At 46.1% G+C, this 14,850-nt stretch carries 15 protein-coding genes, 1 pseudogene and 1 other annotated feature; of the genes and pseudogenes, 10 read left to right on the top strand and 6 right to left on the bottom strand.

What is annotated here, in order from left to right:
• On the bottom strand, window positions 1-569 hold a 569-nt coding region (locus MED222_RS01190), incomplete at its 3' end, for a hypothetical protein (RefSeq protein WP_009848747.1).
• Between the two features lie 137 nt (window positions 570-706).
• Here MED222_RS01190 and efpL point away from each other — a divergent pair.
• From efpL to MED222_RS01205, 3 genes are all read left to right on the top strand, one after another.
• On the top strand, window positions 707-1,276 hold the full coding sequence (gene efpL / locus MED222_RS01195) for an elongation factor P-like protein EfpL (RefSeq protein ID WP_009848748.1): 570 nt from the start codon (window positions 707-709) through the stop codon (window positions 1,274-1,276).
• Between the two features lie 10 nt (window positions 1,277-1,286).
• Window positions 1,287-1,616 (top strand): HI1450 family dsDNA-mimic protein, encoded by a 330-nt coding sequence (locus MED222_RS01200; RefSeq protein WP_009848749.1) that lies wholly within the window; start codon window positions 1,287-1,289, stop codon window positions 1,614-1,616.
• Window positions 1,617-1,705: 89 nt separating this feature from the next.
• The gene (locus tag MED222_RS01205) at window positions 1,706-2,197 is read left to right on the top strand and encodes an RNA methyltransferase (protein ID WP_004729783.1); all 492 of its coding nucleotides are present in this window, start codon (window positions 1,706-1,708) and stop codon (window positions 2,195-2,197) included.
• A 149-nt stretch (window positions 2,198-2,346) separates the two neighbouring features.
• Here MED222_RS01205 and rluB read toward each other — a convergent pair.
• The 3 genes and pseudogenes from rluB to rnm form a co-directional block, all read right to left on the bottom strand.
• Window positions 2,347-3,374, bottom strand: a pseudogene (gene rluB / locus MED222_RS01210) (23S rRNA pseudouridine(2605) synthase RluB).
• Window positions 3,375-3,533: 159 nt separating this feature from the next.
• Entirely contained in the window at window positions 3,534-4,154 is a 621-nt protein-coding gene (locus tag MED222_RS01215; RefSeq protein ID WP_009848751.1) for an L-threonylcarbamoyladenylate synthase, read from the bottom strand.
• 62 nt (window positions 4,155-4,216) lie between these two features.
• Entirely contained in the window at window positions 4,217-5,071 is an 855-nt protein-coding gene (rnm, locus tag MED222_RS01220; RefSeq protein WP_009848752.1) for an RNase RNM, read from the bottom strand.
• 120 nt (window positions 5,072-5,191) lie between these two features.
• Between rnm and MED222_RS01225 the strand changes: the two genes are divergently transcribed.
• From MED222_RS01225 to trpA, 7 genes are all read left to right on the top strand, one after another.
• Entirely contained in the window at window positions 5,192-5,317 is a 126-nt protein-coding gene (locus MED222_RS01225) for a trp operon leader peptide (protein WP_009848753.1), read from the top strand.
• Window positions 5,264-5,378: a sequence feature (Trp leader region), on the top strand. It overlaps the preceding gene by 54 nt.
• Before the next feature lie 125 nt (window positions 5,379-5,503).
• Window positions 5,504-7,093 (top strand): anthranilate synthase component 1, encoded by a 1,590-nt coding sequence (locus tag MED222_RS01230; RefSeq protein WP_009848754.1) that lies wholly within the window; start codon window positions 5,504-5,506, stop codon window positions 7,091-7,093.
• A 2-nt stretch (window positions 7,094-7,095) separates the two neighbouring features.
• Window positions 7,096-7,740, top strand: coding sequence for an aminodeoxychorismate/anthranilate synthase component II (locus MED222_RS01235; RefSeq protein WP_009848755.1), 645 nt, complete (start codon window positions 7,096-7,098; stop codon window positions 7,738-7,740).
• 9 nt (window positions 7,741-7,749) lie between these two features.
• A complete protein-coding gene (gene trpD / locus MED222_RS01240; RefSeq protein WP_009848756.1) occupies window positions 7,750-8,745 on the top strand; it encodes an anthranilate phosphoribosyltransferase in 996 nt (331 codons plus the stop codon).
• A 20-nt stretch (window positions 8,746-8,765) separates the two neighbouring features.
• A complete protein-coding gene (gene trpCF / locus MED222_RS01245; RefSeq protein WP_009848757.1) occupies window positions 8,766-10,217 on the top strand; it encodes a bifunctional indole-3-glycerol-phosphate synthase TrpC/phosphoribosylanthranilate isomerase TrpF in 1,452 nt (483 codons plus the stop codon).
• 130 nt (window positions 10,218-10,347) lie between these two features.
• Window positions 10,348-11,538: a tryptophan synthase subunit beta gene (gene trpB, locus MED222_RS01250; protein ID WP_009848758.1), complete on the top strand. Its 1,191-nt coding sequence runs from the start codon at window positions 10,348-10,350 to the stop codon at window positions 11,536-11,538.
• Window positions 11,538-12,344, top strand: a complete 807-nt coding sequence (gene trpA, locus MED222_RS01255; protein ID WP_009848759.1) for a tryptophan synthase subunit alpha — start codon at window positions 11,538-11,540, stop codon at window positions 12,342-12,344. Before trpB ends, trpA begins: the two co-directional genes overlap by 1 nt.
• Window positions 12,345-12,460: 116 nt before the next feature.
• On the opposite strand, the gene MED222_RS01260 is transcribed toward trpA, so the two are convergent.
• Both MED222_RS01260 and MED222_RS01265 read right to left on the bottom strand, forming a co-directional pair.
• Window positions 12,461-13,258, bottom strand: a complete 798-nt coding sequence (locus MED222_RS01260; RefSeq protein ID WP_009848760.1) for a slipin family protein — start codon at window positions 13,256-13,258, stop codon at window positions 12,461-12,463.
• A gap of 69 nt (window positions 13,259-13,327) precedes the next feature.
• Window positions 13,328-14,734 carry an NfeD family protein gene (locus MED222_RS01265; protein WP_009848761.1) on the bottom strand — a complete coding sequence of 469 codons (1,407 nt, stop codon included), beginning with the start codon at window positions 14,732-14,734 and terminating at the stop codon, window positions 13,328-13,330.
• Between the last annotated feature and the right edge of the window lie 116 nt (window positions 14,735-14,850).

The following is a 14,850-nucleotide window of genomic DNA, read 5'->3' as shown; positions in this document are numbered from 1 at the left end:
TCTCGGTACATAACCAAAGAATAACTGGCTCGCAGAAGCTTCTTGGCAATAATCACGTGCGCGGCGACTTGCTGCTCTGGTGTTGTTGCTCGGGCTATCTTATTACGATAAACCGCTAACCAATTTTCCGCGTCCATATTCCAGTGCTTAGCGATTTCCCAACTTGTTTCAAAATCACCATAACAATCAGATAAGTCTTCACCATGCACGCACACAGCTAAATGCTTGAGCATAAAGCCCCACGTAAAGATGTTGTCGAAATCAACTATCTCGCTCACCAAGGTAGTTTTGATCGCCACTTGTGTGACCTGAGGGAAGCTCTTTTGGAAGCGCCATTTAATGGTATTCAGCAGCGTGGTTCGTTGGTCTGGGAAAGAACGATGAGTAACCACAACCACATCTAGATTCGAGCGACCGACAACGGCTTGCTTGCGTGCCACACTGCCATAAACATAGACACTGTGTAGATTAGAACCTAACCCACCTTTTAGAAAGGTAATCAGATCGTTAACCACAGGTTGAAATTCAGGTTGAAATGGCTGTGTTGGGTCAATAACAGGTAGCTGCATAGGTCGTTTCGGTAAATAAAATAATGATTTAACTGTCTCTCTATGATCGCTTAGGTGACTTTATGATTCAAGCTATTCCTATTTATAGCGTCTACGAGATATAATCAACGGATAGACCCAATAAGGACAAACACAAAATGCCTAGAGCAAGTGAGATTAAAAAAGGTTTTGCGATCAATGTTGATGGCAAAACAGTACTAGTTAAAGATATCGAAGTAACAACACCAGGTGGCCGTGGCGGTCAAAAGATTTACCGCTTCCGTGGTCACGATGTAGCAACTGGCGTTAAAACAGAAGTTCGTCACAAGGCTGACGAAATCGTTGAAACGATCGACGTAACTAAGCGTGCGGTGATGTTCTCTTACGTTGATGGCAACGAGTACATCTTCATGGATAACGAAGATTACACACAATTCATCTTCAACGGTGAAATGATCGAAGACGAACTGCTGTTCATCAACGAAGATACGCAAGGTATGTACGCGATTCTTATCGACGGTACTGCGGCGACTCTTGAGCTACCAACTTCAGTTGAGCTAGTAATCGAAGAGACAGACCCTTCAATCAAAGGTGCTTCTGCTTCAGCTCGTACTAAGCCAGCTCGTCTGTCTACAGGCCTTACTGTTCAAGTTCCTGAGTACATTGCAACTGGCGACAAAGTTGTTGTGAACACAGCTGAACGCAAATACATGAACCGCGCAAGCTAAGATACTGATTATGACCGAAGCTAACGACCTAATGTCTTACGACGACGCAATTGACACTGCATACGACATCTTTCTAGAGATGGCTGCTGATAATCTTGAACCTGCAGACGTGATCTTATTCACGGCTCAGTTTGAAGATCGTGGCGCTGCAGAACTTGTTGAAACTGGTGACGATTGGGTTGAACATGTTGGCTTTGAAGTCGACAAAGAGATCTACGCTGAAGTACGCATTGGTCTTGTAAATGAAACTGATGATGTCTTAGATGACGTATTCGCTCGTCTACTGATCAGCCGTGACCCTGAACACAAGTTCTGTCACATGTTGTGGAAACGCGACTAGGCTCTTCTTAAACCAGCTCAGAGTACTGAGCTGGTTTTCTTACGACTTCATAGCCTCATCACTTTACCAAACTGCAACTCTACAAAATTATGACCAAAGCAAAGACAGATACCCTATCCAAAGGCTATGCCTGTGTTGGATTAGTAAATCCCAAAACCCCTGAAAATGTTGGCTCAGTAATGCGAGCAGCTGGTTGCTACGGAGCAAACTCTGTATTTTATACTGGCACCCGTTATGACCACGCTCGACAGTTTCATACCGACACCAAGGAAAAGCACCTTGAGCTACCATTAATTGGTGTTGAAGACCTGAAAGACATTATTCCAGTTGGCTGCGTGCCCATCGCGGTTGATTTGATAGAAGGCGCTAAGCCTCTGCCTGATTATAAGCACCCACCTCGTGCTTTTTATATCTTCGGCCCTGAAGATGGGACTCTGAAAAAAGAGATCACAGACTTCTGTCGTGAAACCATCTACGTTCCGACTAATGGCTGCATGAACCTTGCTGCTGCGGTTAATGTTATTCTGTATGACCGCATGGCGAAGGGTGACAATTTCTCTAATCATTTGAAAGTGACCTAATACCAACCGTAGTAAGAACTATTCAGCTTAGCTGGTTAAGCACTCCCACATGATTTGAACTGCGCCATATTCAAGACATAAAAAAACCTGCTAAGTTAGCAGGTTTTTTTGTATTCGAAACGTTGGATTAAGCTTCAGAATCCACGTAATTACTTACGTGATCTTGGCTTAGCCGGTTTAGCCGGGCGTCCGTTGTTCAGTTTAGGCTTTTTGGTAGCCTGAGGTTTGCCATTGGTCGCTGGAGCACTACGGCCTGAATCAGGTGTTGTAGTACCGCGAGTTGCAGGCTTCTTACGCTTAGTCTGGTTGCTACGGCCTTTAGGAGCATTTGCACGCTCTTCGTGACGCTTAACAGCGCGACGAATTTTTTGGCTACGAGAACGCTCACGCTTACGAGAAGTGTTTGCAGGATCAAGATCCAACAGTGTCTCTTTTTCTGGCTGAAGTTCAACAAGCTCTCGCAAGTAGTTTACTTCTTGAAGATCTAGCTCTTTCCAACCGCCACGAGGCAGTTTCTTATCAAGGTAGATATCACCGTAACGTACACGTTTCAGACGGCTTACTGTTGTTTCTTGTGATTCCCAAAGACGACGAACCTCACGGTTACGACCTTCGTTAATTGCTACGTAGAAAGTATGGTTCATACCTTCACCGCCAGCGTAAACCACATCTTCGAAACGAGCCATACCATCTTCAAGTTGAACGCCACGAGTCACGTTCTTAACTTTTTGCTCAGTTACTTCACCAAATACACGTACTAGGTACTCACGCTCAACCTGACGGCTTGGGTGCATTAGGCGGTTAGCTAGTTCACCATCGGTTGTGAACAACAGTAGGCCTGATGTGTTTGCATCAAGACGACCAACTGAAATCCAACGAGAACCACGGATCTTAGGTAGACGATCGAAAACAGTACGGCGACCTTCAGGATCGTGACGAGTACAAAGCTCACCTTCAGGTTTGTAGTAAGCAAGTACACGACAAACCACTTCTTCAGAGGCTTTGCCTGTAATAGTGTGGCCATCGATACGGATCACTGAGTTCTCGTCTTCAAGACGCTCACCCAATTTCGCAACTTGACCGTTAACACTTACACGACCAGATTTGATTAACCTTCTAGTTCACGACGAGAACCGTGACCAGCTCGCGCTAAAACCTTCTGTAATTTTTCGCTCATTTACTCTTTTCTACCTAATTGTCGTCTTCACAGACGTCGAATGAATTTTTCGCGACCAAATCGCGGTCGCGTATTATCGCAAATAACCTGCCAAAAAGCACTTGTTATTTACTCTGGCAGGTTTGCTGTTTCGTTACAGACTGTTAATCAGTAACGCTATTATTCAAACGGCGCTGGATCACCGGCACCACGACGTAAAACAACAGCGTCATCGTCACTGAAGTCAATAACCGTAGTCGGTTGCTCACCTAAGTAGCCGCCATTCAAAATGACATCAACCGCATGCTCTAGGCTGTCACGAATTTCTTCAGGATCCGATTCAGTGGTCTCGTTACCCGGAAGAATCAGAGACGTCGACATCAATGGCTCACCCATTGCTTCTAGAAGGTCTAGGGCAATTTTGTTGTCCGGTACACGAATACCGATCGTTTTACGCTTAGCGTTCATCAAACGCTTTGGCACTTCTTTTGTTGCTTTGAAAATAAACGTGTAAGCACCTGGCGTGTGCGCCTTAAGCAGACGGAAAGCCACGTTATCTACTCGTGCATACAGTGACAACTCAGAAAGATCACGGCATAACAAAGTGAAATTGTGCTTATCATCGATTCTACGAATTTTACAGATGCGTTCGAGTGCTTGTTTATTTTCAAGCTGACAACCCAGTGCATAACCTGAATCTGTTGGATAAACCACAACGCCGCCATTGCGAATAATCGCAACCGCTTGAGTAATTAAGCGCGCTTGTGGGTTATCTGGGTGTACATAAAAAAACTGGCTCATTGTTGATCCTCGTTATCGAATCTCTCGACTCTATCATCAGAAGGAGCTGGTTCACCTAAAGACTATTCAGATGGTGAAACCGTTTGAAACTCCCAATCTTTCCATACTTCTTCGACCCCAGAAGGTAGCCAGAGATTACGTCCAAGTTCCATCCATGGGGATGGGTAATGGAAGTCGCTGCCTTGGGAGGCTAATAGTTTGTATTGTATAGCATAATCCGCAAGTGTGCGTCTTTCTTGTTGCGCTTGCTGAGGTTGAGCCACTTCCATAGCGTCACCATTTGCTTCAACAAATGCAGCTAATAGACGTTTAACCCACTTGGCGGTAAGGCCATATCGCGCAGGGTGAGCTAATACCGCTTGACCACCAGCCGCATGAATAGCCGTGACAGCATCACTCATTGAGCACCATGTTGGCGGCACATAACCTGGGTTATTGCGCGTAAGAAACTTTTTAAACACCTGCTGCATGGTTTTCGCGTAGCCATTGTCGACTAACCATTTCGCAAAGTGTGCTCGAGTAATTGGTGCATCACCTGCAATCAACTTAACCTCTTCTAACACACCTTCACGAGTCGCTTTTTCAAGACGTTGCGCAATCATCTCTGCACGTCCGACACGGTGTTGCTTCTGTTGTTCAATTAACGCTTTCAATTCTGGTGATTCAGGATCGACGTTTAACCCAACAATATGGATATCTTTGTTTTGCCAAACGGTTGAGATCTCGATGCCGTTAATCAACTGAATAGGAAGATTGTTATCAGCAATATAGCTGCGTGCTTCTGCAAGCCCATCAGTCGTATCATGATCTGTAATCGCTAACGCTTCGATGTTAAAGCCTAGCGCTCGGTCAATCAGTTCAGGTGGAGTAAGTCGGCCATCTGAGGCTGTTGTATGACTATGTAGATCAATTCTCATATATTCTTTTTCATTGTTTTCAATTTTTATCGTTATATTTGTGTCAACGCACTTGACCTGCAAGCGCAAAACTAGTTAACTAGTACGCAAATACGAAGTATCACATTTGATAGGTTCACTATGTTACAAGAATTTAACCAAAACCATAAAGATAAAGTTTTAGAACTTTCTTCAGTAGAAGCAAGTTCAGAGCTTAATTGGTGGCGCACTTGGACAAGTTCTTGGTGGGCCAACGTGTACTTCTAATTAAACAGTTTGTTTATAAAAAAGTTATCACCAAGCCCGCTTTCATAGCGGGCTTTTTAATTTGTCGAACATCTCACATTCAACTGACTAACAAATCAACGAATTGACCATATTCTAGATTGGGTGAAAGGTATCTTTATGCGACTATGTACGGCAGGAAATTTAAAGAATCATAAAGGAGGTCTTGTGAACAAGGCCATTGAAATCAAAAAGCTGGGAACCATTGAGGTCATCAATTCTTCCGTTCCTTACTCGCAAGATCCAACCAGTGTTTTTCATACTCTGTGTGAAAACAAAACAGACAGTTTGCTGTTGGAATCTGCTGAGATTGAATCTAAACAGAACCTGACAAGCCTACTCCTTATCGACTCTGCTGTTCGCATCGTATGTCGCGGACATGAAGTAACCTTTCAAGCGTTGACTCAAAATGGTCAAGCGCTTATCGAACACCTATCTCAAAACGTTAAAACAGAGATAAAATCTGACCTTACGGATAACGTTTTGACGCTGACTTTTGTTGAGCCAAGCAACGAATTAGACGAAGATTCACGTTTAAGAGAAGCGTCTTCATTCGATGCACTGCGTTTGGTTCAACACAGCTTTGAGCAAGACGCGGATAACAAACACGCGTTATTCATGGCTGGCCTATTCGCTTACGACATCGTGGCGAACTTTGAACCGCTAGGCGATGCTGAAGCAACCAACAACTGCCCTGACTTTGTTTTCTACGTTGCCGAGACTCTATTACGTTTCGACCACCAAGAAAACGAAGGTCTGCTCCACGCCAGCTTGTTTGCTCAAGATGAAAGCATCAAAGCGCAATTAACAGAGCGCCTAGCCGACATTCAAACACAGTGTCAGTCATTGAAAGCCATCACAGAAGTTACACCACTCGACAACGTTGACGCTGTACCGAGTGTTTCAGATGAAGACTTCTGCCAAACGGTTCGTGATTTAAAAGAATACGTCGTTAAAGGCGATGTATTCCAAGTGGTACCTTCACGTCGCTTTACGCTACCTTGCCCTGCTCCATTGGCGGCTTACAAAGAACTCAAGCAAAGTAACCCAAGCCCTTACATGTTCTACATGCAAGATGAGCTGTTTACTCTATTTGGTGCTTCTCCAGAAAGCGCGCTGAAGTACGAAACTGAAACCAACCAAATCGAGATTTACCCAATTGCTGGTACTCGTCGTCGTGGTAAGCGCCCGAATGGCCAAATTGATTTCGACCTAGACAGCCGTATCGAACTTGAACTGCGTACCGACAAGAAAGAAAACGCGGAACACATGATGCTTGTTGACCTAGCACGTAACGATGTGGCTCGTATTGCCGAAGCAGGCACTCGCCACGTGGCAGACTTGCTGAAAGTGGATCGCTACAGCCATGTAATGCACTTGGTTTCTCGTGTTGTTGGTCAGCTACGTGAAGACTTAGATGCTCTGCACGCTTACCAAGCTTGTATGAACATGGGCACGCTAACGGGCGCACCAAAAATCCGCGCAATGCAGCTTATTCGTGACGTAGAAAAAACGCGTCGTGGTAGCTACGGTGGTGCAGTCGGTTACCTAACCGGTGAAGGGACTCTAGATACTTGTATCGTGATTCGCTCTGCTTACGTTGAAGATGGCGTGGCACAAGTACAAGCGGGCGCAGGTGTGGTATTCGACTCAGACCCACAAGCAGAAGCAGATGAAACTCGCGGCAAAGCTCAAGCGGTCATCTCTGCGATTCAAGCAGCTCATACTAAAAACCTAACAACTAAGAAGGAGTCGTAATCATGGCTGATATTGTATTCATCGATAACTTCGACTCGTTCACTTACAACCTTGTAGACCAGTTCCGTTCATTAGGTCACAGCGTGAAAATTTACCGTAACAACATTCCTGCAAAGGTCGTTGAAGCGGCGCTCAATGAACTAGACAACCCTGTTGCACTGCTTTCGCCAGGCCCAGGCGCTCCGGCTGATGCGGGCTGCATGCCTGAGCTGATTCAGCTACTAAAAGGCAAAGTGCCAATGATTGGTATTTGCTTAGGCCACCAAGCGATTGTTGAAGCCTACGGTGGCACCGTTGCAGGCGCTGGCGAAATCATTCATGGTAAGGTGTCGATGATGGAACACCAAAATCATGCGACTTACCAAGGCTTACCTTCGCCGCTGGCTATCGCTCGCTACCACTCTTTAGTAGCAACGCATGTATCAGATAGCTTAACAGTGACAGCTGAAGTCGATGATTTGGTGATGTCTGTAGTTCAAGAACAAGACAAGGTTTGTGGATTCCAATTCCACCCTGAATCAATTATGACGACCTACGGTGCAACGCTTCTAGCAAACGCTATCGAATGGGCTCTTGAGAAACCTATTCATTTAGAGAAAAGCTCTCCCCTTGAGAAGACAGCCACTCTTGACCAAAAGACTAACTAGGAAACGATCATGGAACAGATTAATAAACTTTACGAACAACAGTCTCTTACTCAAGAAGAAAGCCAACAACTGTTTGATGTCATCATCAAGGGCGAACTAGACCCAATCCTGATGGCTTCTGCACTGACTGCACTTAAGATCAAAGGCGAGACGCCAGACGAAATCGCTGGCGCGGCAAAAGCACTGCTTGCCAATGCAAACCCGTTCCCACGCCCTGATTACGATTTCGCTGACATCGTAGGTACAGGTGGCGATGGTCACAACACCATCAACATTTCTACAACTTCTGCATTTGTAGCAGCAGCGTGTGGCTTAAAAGTCGCGAAGCACGGTAATCGCAGTGTATCGAGCAAATCAGGCTCTTCTGACTTACTGGACTCGTTCGGCATTAACCTAGCGATGACCGCGGAAGACACTCGTACTGCTGTTGACGAGCTTGGCGTAGCATTCCTATTTGCTCCGCAGTATCACGTTGGTGTACGTCACGCGATGCCGGTGCGTCAAACAATGAAAACACGCACTATCTTCAACATCCTTGGTCCACTGATTAACCCTGCTCGCCCTAACATCGAGTTAATGGGTGTTTACAGCAAAGAGCTAGTACGCCCTATCGCGGAAACCATGCTGCAAATGGGTATGAAGCGTGCTGCCGTTGTGCATGGTAGTGGCCTTGATGAAGTGGCGATTCATGGCGAAACCATCGTTGCTGAAATTAAAGATGGCAAAATTCACGAGTACACAGTGACACCGGCTGACTTTGGTTTGAACACTCACCCTCTTGAAGCAATCAAGGGTGGCGAGCCAGAAGAAAACAAAGCCATCACAACAGATATCCTAACGGGTAAAGGCACTGAAGCCCAAGTTGGCGCAGTAGCCGTGAACGTTGCTCTATTGATGCGTCTATTTGGTCACGAAGATCTAAAAGCCAACGCACAGCAAGCGATTGACGCGATGAACTCTGGCAAAGCGTACGAGCTTGTACAAAAGCTTGCTGCACACGCCTAACGAACGACGAGACAAAGAACATGACACAGACTACCGATAAATTGTCGACCCACGTTTCAGTCAAAGAAGCTGAAATGGCGGAAGTATTAGCAAAAATCGTTCGTGATAAATACCAGTGGGTTGAAGCACGTAAGCAGACTCAACCACTGGACGAGTTTAAAGCATCGTTAACCGCAACAGACCGCAGTTTTTATGAAGCACTGAGCGGTGAACAAACCGTTTTCATCACTGAATGTAAGAAGGCATCTCCGTCTAAAGGTTTAATCCGTGACGAGTTTGATTTGGACTACATTGCATCGGTTTACAACAACCACGCAAACGCGATTTCAGTGCTGACAGACGAGAAATACTTCCAAGGTGACTTTGAGTTTTTACCTAAGGTTCGCAGCATTGCTAAGCAGCCTATCCTGTGTAAAGACTTCATGGTTGATATCTACCAAGTTTACTTAGCTCGTCACTACTCTGCAGATGCTATCTTGTTGATGCTATCGGTATTAGATGACGAAGAGTACCAAGCACTTGCTGACGTCGCTCACTCGCTAAATATGGGTGTACTAACCGAAGTCAGCAACGAAGAAGAACTGCATCGCGCTGTCGCTTTAAAAGCAAAAGTGATCGGTATTAATAACCGTAACCTACGTGACCTTTCGACTGATTTGAACCGTACTAAAGAGTTGGCTCCGCTGATTCGCGAACTGGCTCCAAACGCAGTCGTGATTTCAGAGTCTGGCATATACACACATCAACAAGTTCGTGACCTTTCAACATTTGCAGACGGCTTCCTAATCGGTAGCTCTCTGATGGCTGAAAAGAACCTAGAGCTTGCAGTGCGTAAAGTAACACTCGGTGAAAACAAGGTGTGTGGTTTAACTCACTCTGACGATGCCGCGAAGGCTTATCAAGCTGGTGCGGTGTTCGGTGGTTTGATTTTCGTTGAAGCGTCTAAGCGTCATGTGGATATCGAAGCGGCTCGTTTAACCATGAGTGGCGCACCGCTGAACTACGTGGGTGTGTTCCAAAACCACAGCGTAGCAGACGTTACGAAAACGGTATCTGAGCTAGGCCTATTCGCTGTGCAACTGCACGGTTATGAGTCTCAAGCATTTGTTGATGAGTTAAAACAATCAATACCTGAAAGCGTTGAGATTTGGAAAGCTTACGGTGTGGCTTCTGGTGGTGAAAACGGTGCTAAAAGCGCGCTACCAGAATTACTGAAAAGCAACGTGACTCGTCACCTGCTAGATACTAAAGTGGGTTCTCAAACGGGTGGTACTGGCCAAGCGTTCGATTGGAGCCTAATCAACAACCAAAGCGCAATTATGTTAGCGGGTGGCCTAAACCCAGAAAATGCTAACCAAGCGGCTAAGTTGGGCTGCTTAGGATTAGACCTAAACTCTGGCGTTGAATCCGCTCCAGGTAAAAAAGACGCAGACAAGCTGCAGCGTGCTTTTGCAGCGATTCGCAATTACTAGTCCAAACTCGGCGCTAGAAATTTGAAAGCAGAATCTCAAAACTAATTAGTAAGCTTTGCCTTTGCGAAGCTTAAACAAGATTAAATGACTTGGTGTGAATACACATCGATAGAATTGAAGGAATAACACAATGGCTAAACTCGATGCCTACTTCGGTGAATACGGTGGTCAATACGTACCGCAGATCCTAGTGCCAGCACTAGACCAACTAGAACAAGCATTTATCGATGCACAAGCCGATCCTGAGTTCCGCAGTGAATTCATGACGCTTCTGCAAGAGTACGCAGGCCGTCCAACGGCACTAACGCTAACGCGTAACCTGACTAAAGGCACAAAAACCAAACTGTACCTAAAGCGTGAAGATCTACTTCACGGCGGTGCTCACAAGACAAACCAAGTTCTTGGTCAAGCATTGCTAGCAAAACGTATGGGTAAACAGGAAATCATCGCTGAAACTGGCGCAGGCCAACATGGTGTTGCAACGGCTCTAGCTTGTGCTCTATTGGGCCTTAAGTGTCGTGTTTACATGGGTGCAAAAGACGTTGAACGTCAAAGCCCGAACGTGTTCCGCATGAAGTTGATGGGCGCAGAGGTTATCCCTGTTCATTCTGGCTCTTCAACGCTAAAAGATGCATGTAACGAAGCGCTACGTGACTGGTCTGCAACTTATGAAGACGCGCACTACCTATTGGGTACTGCAGCGGGTCCTCACCCATTCCCAACGATTGTTCGTGATTTCCAACGCATGATTGGTGAAGAAACGAAAAACCAAATTCTAGCTCGTGAAGGTCGCCTTCCTGATGCCGTTATCGCTTGTGTTGGCGGTGGTTCAAACGCTATCGGCATGTTCGCTGATTTCATTGAAGAAGAGTCTGTTCGCCTAATCGGTGTAGAGCCTGCTGGTAAAGGTATTGATACTGACCAACACGGCGCGCCGCTTAAACACGGTAAAACCGGTATTTTCTTCGGTATGAAAGCCCCACTGATGCAAGATGAGAACGGCCAAGTAGAAGAGTCTTACTCTGTATCTGCGGGTCTAGATTTCCCATCAGTTGGTCCTCAACACGCGCACCTAAATGCGATTGGCCGTGCTGAATACGACAACGTGACCGATGACGAAGCGCTAGAAGCGTTCCAATTGATTGCACGTAAAGAAGGTATAATTGCAGCGCTAGAGTCATCTCATGCTTTGGCTCATGCTGTTAAAATGGCTCACGACGACCCAGAGAAAGAACAGCTATTAGTCGTTAACTTATCTGGTCGCGGTGACAAAGACATTTTCTCTGTACACGACATTCTTAAAGAGAAAGGAGCATTATAATGGATCGCTATCAATCACTCTTCACTCGCTTAGCTGAAAAGAATCAGGGCGCATTTGTACCATTCGTAACGGTTGGCGATCCTAACCCTGAGCAATCACTTAAGATCATGGAAACCTTGGTTGAAGCGGGTGCAGATGCACTTGAGCTTGGTATTCCATTCTCTGATCCGCTTGCAGATGGCCCAACAATCCAAGGCGCAAACATTCGTGCTTTAGGTTCTAAAGTAACGCCAGATGTGTGTTTTGATCTTATTGGTCAAATTCGCGCTAAATACCCAGAGCTGCCAATCGGCCTACTGATGTACGCGAACTTGGTTTACGCACGTGGTATTGAGAACTTCTACGAACGCTGCGCAAAAGCAGGTATCGATTCAGTATTGATTGCTGATGTACCAACCAATGAAAGCGGCGAATTTGTTGCTGCTGCGAAGAAGTTTGGAGTTCACCCAATCTTTATTGCTCCGCCAACAGCAAGCGATGAAACACTTCAATCAGTTTCTGAGCTAGGTGGCGGTTACACATACCTACTTTCTCGCTCAGGCGTAACGGGTGCAGAAACAAAAGCAAACATGCCTGTAACTGCCCTACTTGATCGTTTGAACAAGTTTGATGCGCCACCAGCACTGCTTGGTTTCGGTATCTCTGCTCCTGAACAAGTGAAAGAAGCGATTGTAGCGGGCGCTGCAGGTGCTATCTCTGGCTCAGCGGTTGTGAAAATCATTGAAAACAACGTTGAACAACCAGAAGCAATGCTTAAAGCACTTGCGGAGTTTGTTACGCCAATGAAAGCGGCAACGCAGAAATAATCGACGGTCATTAAATAGACGTTCGTAATCAATGGTCGTTAAATAAAACCAGCGATTCAAATACTAAAAGGCTCCACAACTGTGGAGCCTTTTTTATAACTCGTCATTCACGCTAACTACTCATCAGCTTTCATCGCTTTCTTAATCGCAGCCTCATTGAGCGTCGCTTTGATCGGGTCGGTTATCTTCTCGACCAGATCGATGGGCATTGGGAATATGATTGTGGAAGTTCGCTCATTCGCTACTTCTGTTAGTGTTTGCATGTAACGCAGCTGAATCGCATTTGGCGCTTGATTAAGAACCTCTGCAGCCTCTTTCAGCTTGGTTGATGCTTCTAGTTCCCCTGTTGCATGGATCACCTTAGCTCGACGTGAACGTTCCGCCTCGGCTTGCTTAGCTAGAGCTCGCACCATACTGTCATCAAGATCCACATGCTTGATCTCGACATTGGCAATCTTGATCCCCCAGTTATCGGTGTGTTGATCCAGTATCGCTTGCAAGTCTCTATTGAGCTCTTCTCGCTCAGACAGCAATTCATCCAACTCATGCTGTCCTAATACTGAACGCAACGTTGTTTGTGACAGTTGACTGGTCGCTTCGAGGTAGTTCTCTACGTTATTGATCGCCATCTTCGGATCCAGCACTCGAAAATAGACCACGGCATTCACCTTCACTGACACGTTATCGCGTGTGATCAAATCTTGCGTCGGCACGTCCAACACGATAGTTCGTAGATCCACTCTTACGATTTGTTGAATGAAAGGAATGATGATAACCAACCCCGGCCCTTTGACGCCGTAAAAGCGCCCGAGGAAGAACACCACTGCACGCTCGTACTCGCGCAGCACTCTGAACATGCTGGCTATCAGCAAGATAACGAGCACAATGACAATACCTATAGTGTGTATAAACATAACCGCCCCCAAATGGTAACGATGGTTAAGCAATAAATAATTCAATCAAGTTTGTTCTAGCATGTCGCGCTAGCTAGATTTCGATGATGTCTCATCGGGCAACGCCTCAACATCCAACAACAACCCAGTCAGTTTGGTCACTCTAATAAGCTGCCCCGCTTGCAATTCACTCGCGCATTTGGCTTGCCAGATCTCACCTTCTACCAATACTCGACCCGCACCGGGGAAGCCGCTTACCACTTTGCCAGTGTCGCCGACAACCGCTTCCATTCCCGTAGTCACCGGCTTGTTTCTCACTCGGACTAGCATAGAGATAGTTACAACGATAAAAGCGACGGAGAATAGGCTAATACCGATAATTAACGGCAATGCGATTTGATAACCCGGCACTTCGGTATCCATCAACATGATCGAGCCGAGCGTAAACGCAGCGACGCCGCCCAAACCGAAGATGCCAAAACTGGGGCTAAAGGCCTCTGCGACCATCAAAGCAATTCCCAATAGGATTAAAGCAAGGCCCGCGTAACTCACAGGCAGCATTTGTAAGGAGTACATCGCCAATAACAGACAGATACCGCCCAAAACACCCGGTAGCCCGACGCCGGGGTTATAGAATTCGAGTAACAAGCCGTAGATACCAATCAGCATCAAAATATATGCAACGTTCGGGTTCGTGATCACTGACAGCAAACTAAAGCGCCAGTCTTGTTCCCGCTCGACAAAAGCAACATCACTAAGTTGGATTTCCTGACTGACCCTGTTGATTATGACGGTGCGTCCGTTACTCAGTTCAACCAATTGCTGAAGGTCGCTGGCAATAGAATCAATCACGTTAAGTGTGAGTGCGTTCTCTGAGTCTAAACTCGCCGCTTCTCTTACCGCTTTTTCTGCCCATTCTTCATTGCGATTGTGTAGCTTAGCCAAACTGACAATGTAAGCCGCAGCATCATTGATGACTTTCTTTTCCATCGCAGTGGTGGCTTTTACTTGGTCTGAGTTCTCTTGTTTTGTTTCGTCTTGCTCACCCGCTGACGTGTTGTCATCTTTATTGGCGTCGTCTTGAGGAGATAACGGACTAGCAGGCGCCTTGCCACCACCAAGCGACACAGGTGTTGCTGCACCTAGATTAGTTCCGGGCGCCATCGAAGCAATGTGGCTGGCTAGCAAGATATACGTCCCCGCGCTCGCAGCACGTGAACCCGCAGGCCCAACCCAAGTTGCTATCGGAATCGGTGACGTGGTGATGGATCGAATAATGTCACGCATCGACGAATCTAACCCGCCAGGCGTATTCATTTTCAAAATGATGAGTTTTGCTTGCTCATCGTGAGCTTGTTCTATTTCTCTAGTGAGGTAATCACTGGTCGCCGGACCTATCCCTCCGTTCACCTCAATCACCCAGACATCATCGGCCTGAGCGAACACAGAGCTGAACAACAGAAGAAACGCAAACAAGTACTTTAATATAAAAGTCATAGCCCCTCTCCTTACAACTGAGATGCTAGATAGACGTTTTATTTAAAGCGCAGAGGTAACATCTTGGTAATAAATAGATACCTTAAGCATAGTTCAGGCTAAATTTCCCACAACAA

Source organism: Vibrio sp. MED222, from assembly GCF_000153005.1.
Taxonomy (GTDB): Bacteria; Pseudomonadota; Gammaproteobacteria; order Enterobacterales; family Vibrionaceae; genus Vibrio; species Vibrio tasmaniensis_A.
The sequence above is the reverse complement of the archived record's forward strand: the minus strand, read 5'-3'. Positions and strand labels throughout refer to the sequence as shown.

What these genes read in the sequence shown, in the direction of transcription:
- efpL (WP_009848748.1), top strand. Translation starts at nt 707, where the DNA reads ATGCCTAGAGCAAGTGAGATTAAAAAAGGTTTTGCGATCAATGTTGAT.
- MED222_RS01200 (WP_009848749.1), top strand. Translation starts at nt 1,287, where the DNA reads ATGACCGAAGCTAACGACCTAATGTCTTACGACGACGCAATTGACACT.
- MED222_RS01205 (WP_004729783.1), top strand. Translation starts at nt 1,706, where the DNA reads ATGACCAAAGCAAAGACAGATACCCTATCCAAAGGCTATGCCTGTGTT.
- MED222_RS01215 (WP_009848751.1), bottom strand. Translation starts at nt 4,154, where the DNA reads ATGAGCCAGTTTTTTTATGTACACCCAGATAACCCACAAGCGCGCTTA.
- rnm (WP_009848752.1), bottom strand. Translation starts at nt 5,071, where the DNA reads ATGAGAATTGATCTACATAGTCATACAACAGCCTCAGATGGCCGACTT.
- MED222_RS01225 (WP_009848753.1), top strand. Translation starts at nt 5,192, where the DNA reads ATGTTACAAGAATTTAACCAAAACCATAAAGATAAAGTTTTAGAACTT.
- MED222_RS01235 (WP_009848755.1), top strand. Translation starts at nt 7,096, where the DNA reads ATGGCTGATATTGTATTCATCGATAACTTCGACTCGTTCACTTACAAC.
- trpD (WP_009848756.1), top strand. Translation starts at nt 7,750, where the DNA reads ATGGAACAGATTAATAAACTTTACGAACAACAGTCTCTTACTCAAGAA.
- trpCF (WP_009848757.1), top strand. Translation starts at nt 8,766, where the DNA reads ATGACACAGACTACCGATAAATTGTCGACCCACGTTTCAGTCAAAGAA.
- trpB (WP_009848758.1), top strand. Translation starts at nt 10,348, where the DNA reads ATGGCTAAACTCGATGCCTACTTCGGTGAATACGGTGGTCAATACGTA.
- trpA (WP_009848759.1), top strand. Translation starts at nt 11,538, where the DNA reads ATGGATCGCTATCAATCACTCTTCACTCGCTTAGCTGAAAAGAATCAG.
- MED222_RS01260 (WP_009848760.1), bottom strand. Translation starts at nt 13,258, where the DNA reads ATGTTTATACACACTATAGGTATTGTCATTGTGCTCGTTATCTTGCTG.
- MED222_RS01265 (WP_009848761.1), bottom strand. Translation starts at nt 14,734, where the DNA reads ATGACTTTTATATTAAAGTACTTGTTTGCGTTTCTTCTGTTGTTCAGC.